Origin of the sequence: Paucidesulfovibrio longus DSM 6739 (genome assembly GCF_000420485.1) — a bacterium.
GTDB lineage: Bacteria > Desulfobacterota > Desulfovibrionia > Desulfovibrionales > Desulfovibrionaceae > Paucidesulfovibrio > Paucidesulfovibrio longus.
The window spans coordinates 28,492-41,614 of the sequence record NZ_ATVA01000013.1 but is presented as its reverse complement, the minus strand read 5'-3'; the positions used below and the strand labels follow the sequence as shown (position 1 = coordinate 41,614).

General features: G+C 63.4%; 13 protein-coding genes and 1 tRNA gene. 12 read left to right on the top strand and 2 right to left on the bottom strand.

All coding sequences use genetic code 11. The annotated features are described in order from the left end of the window. The first annotated feature begins 110 nt into the window (after nucleotides 1–110). The 5 genes from G452_RS0107245 to G452_RS0107225 are packed head-to-tail and all read left to right on the top strand — an operon-like array spanning nucleotide 111 to nucleotide 4,193. Entirely contained in the window at nucleotides 111–1,049 is a 939-nt protein-coding gene (locus G452_RS0107245; RefSeq protein ID WP_022661599.1) for an ABC transporter substrate-binding protein, read from the top strand. Between the two features lie 28 nt (nucleotides 1,050–1,077). Next, nucleotides 1,078–1,833 carry an ABC transporter ATP-binding protein gene (locus G452_RS0107240; RefSeq protein WP_235619599.1) on the top strand — a complete coding sequence of 252 codons (756 nt, stop codon included), beginning with the start codon at nucleotides 1,078–1,080 and terminating at the stop codon, nucleotides 1,831–1,833. Further along, a complete protein-coding gene (locus tag G452_RS0107235) occupies nucleotides 1,827–2,597 on the top strand; it encodes an ABC transporter permease (protein WP_022661597.1) in 771 nt (256 codons plus the stop codon). The genes G452_RS0107240 and G452_RS0107235 overlap by 7 nt, the downstream gene beginning before the upstream one ends. A 10-nt stretch (nucleotides 2,598–2,607) precedes the next feature. After that, nucleotides 2,608–3,633 carry a PhoH family protein gene (locus tag G452_RS18540; protein WP_051142012.1) on the top strand — a complete coding sequence of 342 codons (1,026 nt, stop codon included), beginning with the start codon at nucleotides 2,608–2,610 and terminating at the stop codon, nucleotides 3,631–3,633. Further along, on the top strand, nucleotides 3,630–4,193 hold the full coding sequence (locus tag G452_RS0107225) for an rRNA maturation RNAse YbeY (protein WP_022661595.1): 564 nt from the start codon (nucleotides 3,630–3,632) through the stop codon (nucleotides 4,191–4,193). Before G452_RS18540 ends, G452_RS0107225 begins: the two co-directional genes overlap by 4 nt. On the opposite strand, the gene G452_RS20525 is transcribed toward G452_RS0107225, so the two are convergent. Continuing rightward, on the bottom strand, nucleotides 4,190–4,876 hold the full coding sequence (locus G452_RS20525; RefSeq protein ID WP_022661594.1) for a PIG-L deacetylase family protein: 687 nt from the start codon (nucleotides 4,874–4,876) through the stop codon (nucleotides 4,190–4,192). The genes G452_RS0107225 and G452_RS20525 overlap by 4 nt on opposite strands. Before the next feature lie 196 nt (nucleotides 4,877–5,072). Here G452_RS20525 and argF point away from each other — a divergent pair, with 196 nt between their 5' ends. Genes argF through G452_RS0107200 form a run of 4 tightly spaced genes read left to right on the top strand, consistent with a single transcriptional unit; the run spans nucleotide 5,073 to nucleotide 9,180 of the window. Continuing rightward, nucleotides 5,073–5,969 (top strand): ornithine carbamoyltransferase, encoded by an 897-nt coding sequence (argF, locus tag G452_RS0107215; protein WP_022661593.1) that lies wholly within the window; start codon nucleotides 5,073–5,075, stop codon nucleotides 5,967–5,969. A 37-nt stretch (nucleotides 5,970–6,006) separates the two neighbouring features. Next, nucleotides 6,007–7,230 carry an argininosuccinate synthase gene (locus G452_RS0107210; protein ID WP_022661592.1) on the top strand — a complete coding sequence of 408 codons (1,224 nt, stop codon included), beginning with the start codon at nucleotides 6,007–6,009 and terminating at the stop codon, nucleotides 7,228–7,230. 13 nt (nucleotides 7,231–7,243) lie between these two features. Beyond that, nucleotides 7,244–8,638: an argininosuccinate lyase gene (gene argH / locus G452_RS0107205; protein WP_022661591.1), complete on the top strand. Its 1,395-nt coding sequence runs from the start codon at nucleotides 7,244–7,246 to the stop codon at nucleotides 8,636–8,638. Then, nucleotides 8,638–9,180: a hypothetical protein gene (locus G452_RS0107200; protein ID WP_022661590.1), complete on the top strand. Its 543-nt coding sequence runs from the start codon at nucleotides 8,638–8,640 to the stop codon at nucleotides 9,178–9,180. Before argH ends, G452_RS0107200 begins: the two co-directional genes overlap by 1 nt. 17 nt (nucleotides 9,181–9,197) lie before the next feature. Here the strand turns inward: G452_RS0107200 and G452_RS0107195 are convergent. Then, a tRNA-Sec gene (locus G452_RS0107195) sits at nucleotides 9,198–9,291 on the bottom strand. A gap of 167 nt (nucleotides 9,292–9,458) precedes the next feature. On the opposite strand from G452_RS0107195, the gene ftsH reads away from it, so the two are divergent. From ftsH to cdaA, 3 genes are read left to right on the top strand one after another with little or no spacing between them, the layout of a single operon-like run. Beyond that, nucleotides 9,459–11,483: an ATP-dependent zinc metalloprotease FtsH gene (gene ftsH / locus G452_RS0107190; protein ID WP_022661589.1), complete on the top strand. Its 2,025-nt coding sequence runs from the start codon at nucleotides 9,459–9,461 to the stop codon at nucleotides 11,481–11,483. Between the two features lie 17 nt (nucleotides 11,484–11,500). After that, nucleotides 11,501–12,373 carry a dihydropteroate synthase gene (gene folP, locus G452_RS0107185; protein WP_022661588.1) on the top strand — a complete coding sequence of 291 codons (873 nt, stop codon included), beginning with the start codon at nucleotides 11,501–11,503 and terminating at the stop codon, nucleotides 12,371–12,373. Then, on the top strand, nucleotides 12,374–13,123 hold the full coding sequence (gene cdaA / locus G452_RS0107180) for a diadenylate cyclase CdaA (protein WP_022661587.1): 750 nt from the start codon (nucleotides 12,374–12,376) through the stop codon (nucleotides 13,121–13,123). It abuts the gene before it with no gap.

Sequence of the window (13,123 nt, the reverse complement as noted above, 5' to 3'; positions counted from 1 at the left end):
CCGAGGGCATCGGGCGGTCCCGCGTTGTTTCTTGCCGCCTCGCCGGGGTTGATGCGCGGGCCGTATCATTCTAAAGAGACCGGAGGACATTGTTGAAAAGGGAGAATGGAATGGCTCGTATCATCGCGGGGTTGGGGGTCTGTCTGCTCTGTCTTGCCTTGGCCGGCGCGGAAACCGCCCGGGCTGGGGAGCCGCTGCGTTTCGGCGTGCTCGGCGTGCTCGACACGCTGCCGCTTCAGGTCGCCGCCCACGACGGCCTGTTCGCGGCGCACGGCCTGGATGTGGAACTGGTTCCGTTCGCCAGCGCCATGGAGCGCGACGTGGCCATTCAGGCCGGGCGGCTCGACGGCTATTTCGGCGACCTCATCGCGGCCCTGATGCTTCTGGAACAGGGACGCCCCTTCCCGGTGAGCCTGGTTTCCTACCGCACCCTGCCCGGCCAGCCCATGTTCGGACTGGCCCTCGCTCCCGGACGCAGCGGCGCCGCTCTCGCCGACCTGCGCGGTGCGAGCGTGGGATATTCGCGCTCCACGATCATGGAGTTCCTGCTGGACAAGATTTCCGACGCCAACGGACTTCCAGAGGATTATTTCAACCGGCTCGAAATCAAGAAAATTCCCATTCGCCTGCAAATGCTCCTCTCCGGGCAGATCGATGCGGCTCTGCTGCCCGAACCGCTGCTCTCCCTGGCGCGGCTCAAGGGCGGCGACACGCTGCTCACCGCCGAGAATCTGGACATCCCCCTGACCGTGCTTTGCCTGCACGAACGCTACTATGAAAATGGGGCCGGGGAATTCCGCGCCTTTGTGGCGGCGTACCGGGACGCCCTGCAGCGGCTTCGGGAAAATCCGGAACGGTATCGGTCCCTCATGGCCGAGACCTGCCGCATTCCCGCGCCGCTCGTGCCGAATTTCCCCGTGTACGCCTACCCCGACCCGGCCTTGCCGAGCCCTGCCGAGGTGGACGAGGTGCAGGACTGGATGATCACCAAAAACATGCTTGGCGCTCGTCTCGCCTATACGAAAGTGGTCGCGTCTTCGGCTCCCTAGCTCTGGTCCCGGACAAGGCCGCATAAACATGAACCCGGAACCTGCGATGCTCCAAGCCGAGGCCCTGACCCTGGCCCATGGCCTGGATGGGCCGGTCATGGAGAACGTGAGCCTCCGCCTGGAGCAGGGGCAGACCCTGGCCGTGGTCGGTCCGTCCGGCTGCGGCAAGACCACGCTGCTCTACGCCCTGAGCGGGCTGACGCACCCCAGAGCGGGCAGGGTGCTGCTGCGCGGCCGACCCGTGGAACGCCCCTGCCGGGATATTTCCATCATCCTTCAGGATTTCGGGCTGCTTCCCTGGCGGACCGTGCTCCAGAACGTGGCCCTGGGCCTGAAGATCCAGGGCGTGGGCAAGCAGGAACGGGAAGAACGCGCCCGTGCGCAGCTGGCCGACCTGGGCATCGTGGGCCGGGACGAGGATTTCCCGGCGGCCCTCAGTGGCGGCGAGCAGCAGCGCGTGGCCATTGCCAGGGCCTTCGTGACCTCGCCCTCGGTGCTCTTGCTGGACGAGCCGTTTTCCTCCCTGGACGCGCTGACCCGCGAAAAGCTGCAACAGGCCCTGCTGGTGGCCTGGAGCGGTCGGCGCACGCCGTACCTGCTCGTCACCCACAGTCTGGAGGAGGCGGTCTTTCTTGGCGGCCGCATTCTCGTGCTGGCGGGCCGCCCTGCCAGGGCGGCGGCTTGGTTCGACAATCCCGGTTTCGGAACTCCCGGCCACCGGGACAGCGACGAGTATTTTCGCCTCCTGCGCGAACTTCGCCGCACCGTGGAGCGCTTATGGTGAAGCGTTCCCTGCTGCGGGCGGCCATGTCCTACGGGCTTGTGATCCTGGTTCTGGCACTGGCCTGGAAGCTCGCGGCGGTGGCCCTGGGCAACGCGCTCCTGCCCCATCCGGAGGAGGCCGCCGCCGCCTTTGCCCGCGCCCTGGGCCGGGCGTCCTTCTGGAAGCATTTCGGAGCCTCGTCCTTCCGGGCCGTGGCGGCCATGATCCTGGCCTTTGGACTGGGCTTTCCCCTCGGCGTGCTCATGGGCGGCTCGGACAGGGCGGACCGACTGCTTTCGCCGTTCGTCTTCCTGACCTATCCGATCCCCAAGATCGTCTTGCTGCCCGTGTTCCTGCTCCTGCTCGGCCTGGGCGACACGGCCAAGGTCGCCATGATCGGGCTGATCCTCTGGTATCAGATACTCGTGACCACGCGGGACGGAGTCCGGCTGATCAATCCGAAATATCTCGACAGCGTGCGGCTCTTGGGCGGCTCCAGGAAGGATCTGATCCTGGAGGTGCTTCTGCCCGCGGCCCTGCCGCACGGCTTCACCGCCTTGCGCCTGGGCACGGGCACCAGCGTGGCCGTGCTCTTTTTCGTGGAATCCTTCGCCACGTCCAGCGGCCTCGGCTATCTGATCATGGACGCCTGGGGCCGGATGAATTATCCTGAGATGTTCACGGGCATTTTCGGCATGAGCGCATTGGGCGCGGCATTGTATGAACTGGCGAACCTCCTGGAGCGGCGCGTCTGCCGCTGGAAGTCCGCTCAACGTCGGGAGTAGGGCGGATCGCATGCCCACACGGAAATTGGAATTCGACGACGGCAACCTGGCCTCGCGCCTTTTCGGGCCGCGCAGCGCCCACCTGGATCTCCTGGCCGAGAAGGCGGGCGTGCGCATCGACACGCGCGGCTCCCACGTTTCGGTCCAGGGGGAAAACGAGCATGACGTGGACCTCGCGGCCAACGTCCTGGGGCAGCTTTACGGCATGCTCCGAGCCGGGCGCGGCGTGCACCCGCAGGACGTGGACTGCGCCTGCCGCATCCTTGCCCGCGACCCCGCGGCCAGGGTCCGGGACGTGTTCGAGGACACGGTCTATGCGGTTTCGCCGCGCAAGACCATCGCCCCCAAGACCCTGACCCAGCGGGAATATCTGGACGCCATCCGAAAGAACGACCTGGTCTTCGCCATCGGTCCCGCGGGCACGGGCAAGACGTACATGGCCGTGGCCATGGCCGCCGCAGCCCTGGCCAAGCGCGAGGTCAAGCGCATCGTGCTGACCCGGCCGGCGGTGGAGGCCGGGGAAAAACTCGGATTTCTCCCCGGCGATCTCGTGGAAAAGGTCAATCCCTACCTGCGCCCGCTTTACGACGCCCTGCACGACATGATGGATTTCGAGCGCGTCCAGGAACTGCTCGCCACCGGAGTGATCGAGGTCGCGCCCCTGGCCTTCATGCGCGGCCGCACGCTGAACGATTCCTTCGTGATCCTGGACGAGGCCCAGAACACCACGCCGGAACAAATGAAGATGTTTCTGACCCGGCTCGGCTTCGGCTCCCGCGCGGTGGTCACGGGCGACGTGACCCAGATCGACCTGCCCAGCCGTCAGGTGTCCGGGCTGGTTCAGGCCGTGGACATCCTGGCCGAAGTGCAGGGCATCGGGATCGTGCGTTTCCACGAAGCGGACGTGATCCGGCACCCCCTGGTGGGGCGCATCGTCAACGCCTATGACCGGCACGAGGCCAAGGGCGGCGGCTCCCGCCGCAGCGACGGCAGTCTGGCCGAGGATCCTGAAAGCAACGGCAAGGACAAGGCATGATCCAGCTTCTTGTGGAAACCCGCTTGGACCCGGCGTTCCCGTTGAACCGTACCGAATTGATCCCGCTCATGGAGGATGTCCTCGGCGTGCTCGGACTGGAGCAGGCGTCGCTGACCCTGCGGCTCGTGGACGACGCGGAAATCGCCGACCTGAACAAAGCGTTTTTGGGCTGTTTCGGCCCCACGAACGTGCTCAGCTTCCCGGCCTGCGAGGCAGATGATGAGGAAGACGAGGAAGACGAGCAAGACGAGGAAGACGAGCAAGACGAAGAGGATGGCCGGGAGGATTTCGAAGCTGGGGCGAATTCGCAGCCGGACGAGGACCAGACCCTTGACGGCGAGGACGATGATCCTGAAGCTGCGGACGGGGAGCAGGGCCCATACCTGGGCGAAATCGTGCTTTCCGTGGACACCCTGGCCCGCGAGGTCCGGCTGTACGGACAGGAGCCGCGCGAGCATCAGGTCCGTCTGCTGGCACACGCAGCCCTGCACCTGGCCGGACTGGACCACGGGCCGGAGATGGAAGCCATGACCGAGGCCGTGCTGGACGCGCTGGCCTAATCCTTCCTTTCAGCTCCCGTGGCTTGGGGCGTGGTCCAGAAGCGTTCGACAGGACAGTTCAAGACCGGTTCCAGAAACGCGGCGGGCAGGACCGCTTCGGGCTGCTTCGGCGAAATCCGCTCCAACTGGCTCGCGTAGAGCGCCATGGCTTTGTGCTTCGTGTCCAGGTGATCGGCGATGTCCATCACGAAGTCGGGTTCGGGGAGCTTTCGATCAGGTTCCGGCCAGATCGTGTAGCAAATCCTCCTCGGGCAGATATTCATTCTCGACAGGGTGTTGTTGACGATGTAGTGGGCGGCCTGATGGTCCCGGTGCATGTCGTAGGCGGAGGGATAGACGATCTCTGCGATGTCTTTCCCGTCGAGCAGGGCCTGAAGGGCTTCCGAGGCCTGGGCGGTGGACTGCGCCAGGGCCGTGTCGGGAAAACCCAGGGCAGCGACCTTTTTCTGGTCCACTCCCAGAAGGGCGAGCACGCGGCGGAACTCCTCGGCCCGGATCTTCGCGAGGCGCTCCGGCGTGGGATCGTCCTCGATGCCGAAGCAGGCGGAATGGGATTTCGAGCCGTCCGTCAGGAGCACGACGCTGACGCTCCGGCCCTGGCGGATGCGCTCCATGATCATGCCCGCGCAGGCGATCGTTTCGTCGTCCGGGTGCGGGGCGATGACGAATGTTTCGGATTTCATGGTTCTGCTCCCTGCATGCGGCTGTCCGTTGCCGAACTTGAATCACGTTTGTCTTGCGGACGCAATGCCCGCGCCGAAGAGCGCCTCCCGCCGAGCCGCGATTCGCGCCGCTTCATAGCTTTACATTCATTTCCCGCTGGGGCATTATTCATCCCTTTTCAGTGACCGTTCCATACAGAGGATTTGGAGTCAGCACATGAGACACGTTCTGTCCATTCTGGACTTTTCCCGAAAGGACGCCGAAGCGATCCTGCGGCGCGCCCGGCAGATGAAGGTTGAGAAGCATCGCAGCAAATTGCTCGAGGGCAGGACCGTGGTCCTGATCTTCGAGAAGGCTTCCACGCGCACCCGCATTTCCTTCGAGGTCGGCATTCGCCAGCTCGGCGGGCAGAGCCTGCTGATGACTCCCGCAGAGTCGCAGCTCGGCCGCAACGAACCCCTCAAGGACACGGCCCGCGTGCTTTCGCGGTATGCGGATGCCCTGGTGGTGCGAACGTTCGGTCAGAATGTGCTCGAAACCCTCGTGGAGTACGGTTCCATCCCCGTAATCAACGCGCTCACGGACATGTACCATCCCTGTCAGGTCATGAGCGACATGCTGACCATGTACGAGCGCACGCCCGATTTCGAGCAGCTCAAGGTGGCCTGGATCGGCGACGGGAACAACATGGCCCACTCCTTCATTAATGCGGCCGCCCGGTTCCCCTTTACGCTGGCCCTGGCCTGCCCCAAGGGCTACCAGCCCGACCCCGCCATTCTGGCGAAAGCCGTGGAGCAGGGCGCGAAAATCGAGCTTTCCGACGATCCGAAGAAGGCCGCTTCCGGCGCGCATTACCTGAACACCGACGTCTGGGCCTCCATGGGTCAGGAAGAGGAGCAGAAGCTGCGCGAGGCCGCCTTCGAGGGGTATCAGGTGGACGGCGCGCTCATGGCGCTGGCCGCCCCGGACTGCAAGTTCCTGCACTGCCTGCCCGCCCACCGGGGCGAGGAGGTCAGCGAGGAGGTCTTCGAAGGCCCGGCGTCCGTTGTGTTCGATCAGGCGGAAAACCGTCTGCACATGCAGAAGGCGATCATGGAATGGGTCTTCGCGTAAGCCCCGCAACAATATATATTTGAGGAAACAGCAAGAAATGAGCAGCATCAAGAAGGTCGTTCTGGCCTATTCCGGCGGATTGGACACGTCCGTCATCCTGAAATGGATAAAGAAGCACTACAACTGCGAGGTCGTGACCCTCACGGCCGACCTGGGCCAGGGCGAGGAGCTCGACGGCATCGAGGACAAGGCCCTGCGCACGGGAGCGAGCAAGGCTTTTGTCGAAGACCTGCGCGAAGAGTTCGTGCGCGACTATATCTTTCCTGCCTTCCGGGCCAACGCCATCTACGAGGGACGCTACCTGCTCGGAACCTCCATCGCCCGGCCGCTGATCGCCAAGCGCATGGTCGAGATCGCCAACATGGAGGACGCCCAGGCAGTGGCCCACGGCGCCACGGGCAAGGGCAACGACCAGGTTCGCTTCGAGCTGGCCGCCATGGGACTCGACCCCCGGCTGAAGACCATCGCGCCCTGGCGCGAATGGGATCTCAAGTCCCGGTCCGACCTGATGGCCTTTGCCGAGGAAAACGGCATCCCCATCCCGGTCAGCCGCACCAAACCCTGGTCCATCGACGCCAACCTGCTGCACGTCAGCTTCGAGGGCGGCGAGCTGGAAGATCCCTGGAACGCGCCCGGACCGGACTGCTTCCGTCTCGTGCAGCCCATCGAGAAGACCCCGGACGAGCCGGAAATCATCACCATCGATTTCGAGGCGGGCGATCCCGTGGCCATCAACTCGGTCAAGCATTCTCCGGCCGCGCTGCTCCAGAAGCTCAACGACCTCGGCGGCAAGCACGGCATCGGCCGGGTGGACATGGTCGAAAACCGCTTCGTGGGCATGAAGTCCCGAGGCGTCTACGAGACTCCCGGCGGCACCATCCTGCATCTGGCCCACCGCGACCTGGAAGGGCTGACCCTGGACCGCGAGGTCATGCACCTGCGCGACAGCCTGATTCCGAAATACGCGGAGATGATCTACTACGGCTACTGGTTCTCGCCGGAACGGGAGGCTCTCCAGGCCATGATCGACAAGACCCAGGAACGGGTCACGGGCACGGTGCGGCTCAAGCTCTTCAAGGGCAACATCATTCCCATGGGGCGCAAATCTCCGTATTCCATGTACAACCCCGATCTGGCCACCTTCGAGGAAGACGTGATCTACGATCAGTCCGATGCCGACGGCTTCATCAAGCTCGTGGGCCTGCGGCTCAAGGGCCGCATGCAGCAGAGCAAATGGGGCGGACGGGACAGCGACGACTAACGCGGGCAGGGACATGGCTGATAAGAAACTTTGGGGAGGACGGTTCAAGGAAGGGACCAGCGCTTCCGTGGAAGCGTACACCGAATCCGTCTCCTTTGACTGGCGGCTCTATCGCGAGGACATCGCCGGTTCGCAGGCCCATGCGCGGATGTTGGCGCGGCAGGGGGTTCTGACCTCGGAAGAGGCGGAGTCCCTCTGCCGCGGCCTGGATCAGGTGCGCGACGAGATCGAGTCCGGCGCGTTCCAGTGGAAGGCCGAGCTGGAAGACGTGCATATGAACATCGAGGCCCGGTTGACCGGGATCGTCGGCCCGGTGGGCGGCAAGCTGCACACCGGACGCAGCCGCAACGATCAGGTCGGCGTCGATTTTCGACTGCACGTGGCCCGCAGGCTCGGTGAATGGAGCGAACTTCTGGCCGGGCTTGTGGCCGTGCTCGCGAATCGCGCCGCGGAAAACCAGGAGACGCTCCTGCCCGGCTGCACGCATTTGCAGCCAGCGCAGCCCGTGAGTCTCGCTCAGCACCTGCTGGCCTACGCCTGCATGTTCCGGCGCGACCATCAGCGCGTCGCGGATTGCCTGAAGCGCGTGCGCGTTTCTCCGCTGGGCGCTGCGGCCCTGTCCGGAACGACCTATCCGCTGGACCCGGCTTCGGCCGCCGCGGAACTGGGCTTCGACGCAGCCTTCGAGAACAGCATGGATGCGGTTTCCGACCGCGACTATGTGGTGGAATCCCTCTGCGCGGGCAGCCTGATCATGGCCCACCTGAGCCGATTCTGCGAGGAACTGATCCTCTGGGCCAACCCGCAGTTCGGATACATCCGCCTGCCCGACGCCTACTCCACGGGCTCGTCCATCATGCCGCAGAAGAAGAACCCGGACATCTGCGAGCTGATGCGCGGCAAGACCGGGCGCGTCTACGGCGCCCTCGTGGGCATCCTGACCCTGATCAAGGGGCTGCCCATGACCTACAATCGCGACATGCAGGAAGACAAGGAGCCGTTCTTCGACGCGGACGCCACAGTGCGGGCCTCCCTGGCGATCATGGCCGACATGCTTGCCGAGATCGTCTTCGTGCCGGAGGCCATGGAACGCGCCCTGGAAGCGGGATTCCTCAACGCGACGGAACTGGCCGACTACCTCGTGGGCAGGGGCATGCCCTTCCGGCAGGCGCACCACGCTTCCGGAGCCTGCGTCGCACTGGCCGAATCCCTCGGCTGCGGCCTGGCGGACCTCAGCCTGGAACAGATGTGCAAGGCCGGAGCCGATGTCGAGAACGACGTCTATGCGATTTTGTCCTACCGGGCTGCGGTGGAGCGCCGCGTATCTCCGGGAGGAACAGGTCCGGAATCGGTTCGCCGCCAGCTTGAAGCCCTTCGGCTCTGGATATCCGAACGCAAGGAAGCCTGATGATTCTTACCGAGCAGCATGTTCAGATTCTCAAGCACATCCATGCTTATACCAACGTCAAGCGGTACCACGGCATGCTGCCGGAACGCGAGGCGCTGGCTTACGATGACAAGGTTTTGGAATATTTGAAGGAATGCGGAGTCGTGGAAGAAGGCATAATCATCACTTCCTGCGGCTCCAACCCCAAGGGGTTCCGCCTTGCCGAAGGCGCTCGGCACGAGTTGGAGTCCCTGGGCATCGATTTCACGGACAAGGGCTGGGAAAAGGTTCGCAACGACGATTACGTGGCCCTGGACCAGCTGGACAAGGAACATATCGAGCTTCTGCGCGACATCTACCACCTTTCCAAGGTTTCGCGCTTTTGCGGCGTGGCCCCTTGCGAGATGCTGGAGGATTACGAGCGGACCCTGTTGCGGATGCTCTACGACATGGGCTATGTGTTCCACATCAAGCTCAAGGGCAAGAACGTGCGCCACGGCGACGGCTACGTGCTTTCGGACAAGGCCATGCGCCTGTTGCGCCAGAGCGGAATGGAAGGGTGATCGCGCCGGAAGGGGAATGGCGGAAGCGTACAGGAGTCGAACCTGCCCGTGACATTTCTGCCACGCATTGGTTTTGAAGACCAAGCGCCACACCGGTGACGATACGCTTCCAGACAGGGCAATACGCCTATCAGTTTTAATCGGGCTCGGCAAGACAGCAATCTTCCAACCTCCCTCTTGTCTTTTTCCGCAGGAGGGTTACATTACTCTCCACCGACCGAATCACGAGCGCGGGACCCCACCCGCCTTTGACACAGGACCGATCCGGAGGAACCAGCTTGAATAATTTCGGTAAGAATCTCCTTATTTGGGCGACCATATCAGTAATGATGGTCGTTCTCTTCAATCTCATGAATCAGACCCAGGTCAAGGACACCCGCATTCCCTACAGCGAGTTCCTGACCAAGGTCGAAGCCGGAGGCGTGGATTCCGTCCTGATTCAGGGCCGCGAAATCAGCGGCGTCACCGGGCAGGGAGAGAAATTCTCCACCTTCACCCCTGAAGATCCGAACCTGGTTGAAAAACTGGTCAAAAGCGGCGTGCGGATCATCGCCGAACCGCCCGAGGAAGCCCCCTGGTACATGACCGTGCTGGTTTCCTGGTTCCCCATGCTCCTGCTCATCGGCGTCTGGATTTTCTTCATGCGCCAAATGCAGGGCGGCGGTTCCGGCGGCAGGGGAGCCATGTCCTTCGGGAGGTCCAAGGCCCGGCTGATCAACGAGGAGATGACCAAGGTCACCTTCGAGGATGTGGCCGGCGTGGACGAAGCCAAGGAAGAGCTCTCCGAGGTCGTTGATTTTCTGCGCGAACCGCGCAAGTTCACGCGGCTCGGCGGGCGCATCCCCAAAGGCGTGCTCCTTGTCGGCTCTCCCGGTACGGGCAAGACGCTTCTTGCGCGGGCCGTTGCAGGCGAAGCCGGGGTGCCCTTCTTTTCCATCTCCGGATCGGATTTCGTGGAGATGTTCGTGGGCGTGGGCGCTTCCCGCGTGCGCGACCTCTTCAGCCAGGGCAAGAAGAATGCTCCCTGCCTGATCTTCATCGACGAAATCGACGCCGTGGGCCGTCAGCGCGGCGCCGGGCTCGGCGGCGGCCACGACGAGCGCGAGCAGACCTTGAACCAGCTGCTTGTCGAGATGGACGGCTTCGAGTCCAACGAGGGCGTCATTCTCGTCGCCGCGACCAACCGCCCGGACGTTCTCGACCCGGCGCTGCTCCGTCCGGGGCGCTTCGACCGCCAGGTCGTGGTTCCCACTCCGGACGTGCGCGGACGCGAGCGCATCCTTCGCGTGCACACCCGCCGCGTTCCCCTGGCTCCGGACGTGGACCTCGGCGCCATTGCGCGCGGAACGCCCGGCTTTTCCGGCGCGGACCTGGAAAACCTCGTCAACGAGGCAGCGCTCTACGCCGCCAAGGTCAACCAGGACAGCGTCGAAAACAAGGACTTCGAGGAAGCCAAGGACAAGGTTCTCATGGGCAAGGAGCGGCGCAGCGTCATCCTCAGCGAGAACGAAAAGCGCACCACCGCCTTCCATGAGGCGGGGCATGCCCTCGTGGCCAAGCTGCTGCCCGGAACCGATCCCGTGCACAAGGTTTCCATCATTCCGCGAGGCATGGCCCTGGGCGTGACCCAGCAACTCCCCGTGGATGATCGTCATAATTACTCCAAGGAATTCCTCGAAAATCAGCTGGCCATGCTGTTGGGCGGCCGCGTCGCCGAGGAAATCGCCCTGGCCCAGATGACCACCGGAGCATCCAACGACATCGAGCGGGCCACCAAAATGGCGCACAAGATGGTCTGCCAGTGGGGCATGAGCGAGAAGCTCGGCCCGCTTTCCTTCGGCGACAACCAGGAATCCGTGTTCCTCGGCAAGGAGCTGGTCCATAATCGCAACTACGGCGAGGAAACCGCCAGAACCATCGACGAGGAAGTGCGCCGGATCATCGACGAGGCCCACGAAATCGCCCGCAAGCTGATCAGCGAGAACCGCGAATCGCTGGACAAGATCGCCGAAGCCCTGCTCGAACGCGAGACCATCAGCGGCAAGGACATCGACCTGCTGATGGAGGGCAAGGATTTGCCTCCGCTGCCGCCCATGGACGTGCGCAAGAAGTCTTCGGACGGGAAGGGCGATGCCGGTTCCGGCGACGATGCCGGACCGGGGTATACTCCGGTGGAGGAATCTTCCAAGGACGAGACAAAGCCGAAGGACGAGGATGAGGAAGGGGAGGACGACGAGTTCACCCTGGAAGAGGACGACGGCCGGGGCGACAAGGGCTCCGGCGGCGGACGCAATCTGCAATAGTCAGGACTTCGGCTCAGATGAAATTGCAGCAATGGACTATCGCAAGGGGCAGGGTTCTCGGACCCGCCCCTTTTTTCGTTGCCGGAATCGTCAACGTTACTCCGGACTCGTTCTACGACGGAGGGAAGTGTTTCGATCCGGCGATGGCCGTGGCCCATGGCCGTTCGCTTGCCCTGGAGGGGGCAGACATCCTGGATGTGGGCGGCGAGAGCACACGCCCTTTTTCCGAGCTGGTCAGCCTGGATGAGGAGCTATCCCGCGTGGTCCCGGTCGTGGAGGCTCTCGCGGCGCATGACTGGAGCCAGTTGCCCCGAGTGGGGGGAGAGGCCCCGGTCGTGTCCGTGGATACGAACAAGGCCGAGGTCGCCCGACGCTGTCTGGATGCAGGCGCTTCCATCATCAACGATGTTTCCGCCTGCCGTTTTGACCCGTCCCTCCTGGACGTGCTGGTTGATCGGCAGCCCGGATACGTGCTCATGCACTCCCTGGGACTGCCGCGCGAGATGCAGATCGAGCCTCGATACGACGACGTAGTGTCTGAAATCCTGGCTTTTTTTGAGGAACGACTGCACTTCCTGACCAAGGCCGGGCTTTCGGAAAGCCGCATCGTTCTTGATCCGGGAATCGGCTTCGGCAAAACGCTGGAGCACAACATGAGCATCCTAAGAGATATTGACCGATTCGGGATGTTTGGGCTACCTGTATACATTGGGTTGTCCAATAAATCGCTTTTCGGGGGCCTGCTCGGACTCGAAGTGGGACAACGCGCCGGGGCCACCCAGGCAGCCACGGCTCTTCTCGGTTACCGGGGGGTCGCAGTGCATCGCGTTCACGAAGTCGCCGCCGCCCGCCATGCCCTCACACTCGCTCAAGCCATGACGCAGGCATGAATGATTGAATTTTTCGGACTCCAGATCGCCTGGCGCGACGTGATCGATATCGCGATCATCACGATCGTCTATTACCAGCTGATCCTGCTTGTGCGCGGCACCCGCGCGGTAGCGGTCATCTATGGCCTGATGCTGCTGCTCGTGGTCTATTGGGTTTCGGACGAACTGGGGCTGTTCACGCTCAACTGGCTTTTGACGAACTTCCTGGGGTCGTTCTTCCTGGTCATCATCATTCTCTTCCGCAGCGACATTCGCAAGGCCCTTGCCCAGATCGGCGTGGGGCGGTTTTGGCGGCGAACCCCCGTGGAGGAGCAGAGCCTCAACGAAATGGTGCTGGCCGTGCTAGCCATGGCCCGCAAGCGTTGCGGCGCGCTCATCGTCGTGGAACGCGGCGTGCCCCTGGGCGACATCGTCGAGCGCGGCATCGAGGTGGATGCGAGGATATCCAAGGAACTGCTGATGAGCATCTTCAAGACCGAAACTCCGCTGCATGACGGAGCCGTGGTCATCCGGGCCGGCCGTCTGGCCGCCGCGGCCTGCATTCTGCCGCTTTCCACAAAATTCAAGGGCCAGACCGTGTTCGGGACGCGCCACCGCGCCGCCTTGGGCATCAGCGAGGAGTCCGACGCCGTTTCTGTGGTCGTTTCCGAGGAGACGGGCGACGTCTCCATCGCCATGAACGGTCGGCTGACCACCAGCCTGGACGAGCTGCGCCTGCGGCGCGTGCTCAAGAACGTGATGGAGCGCTAG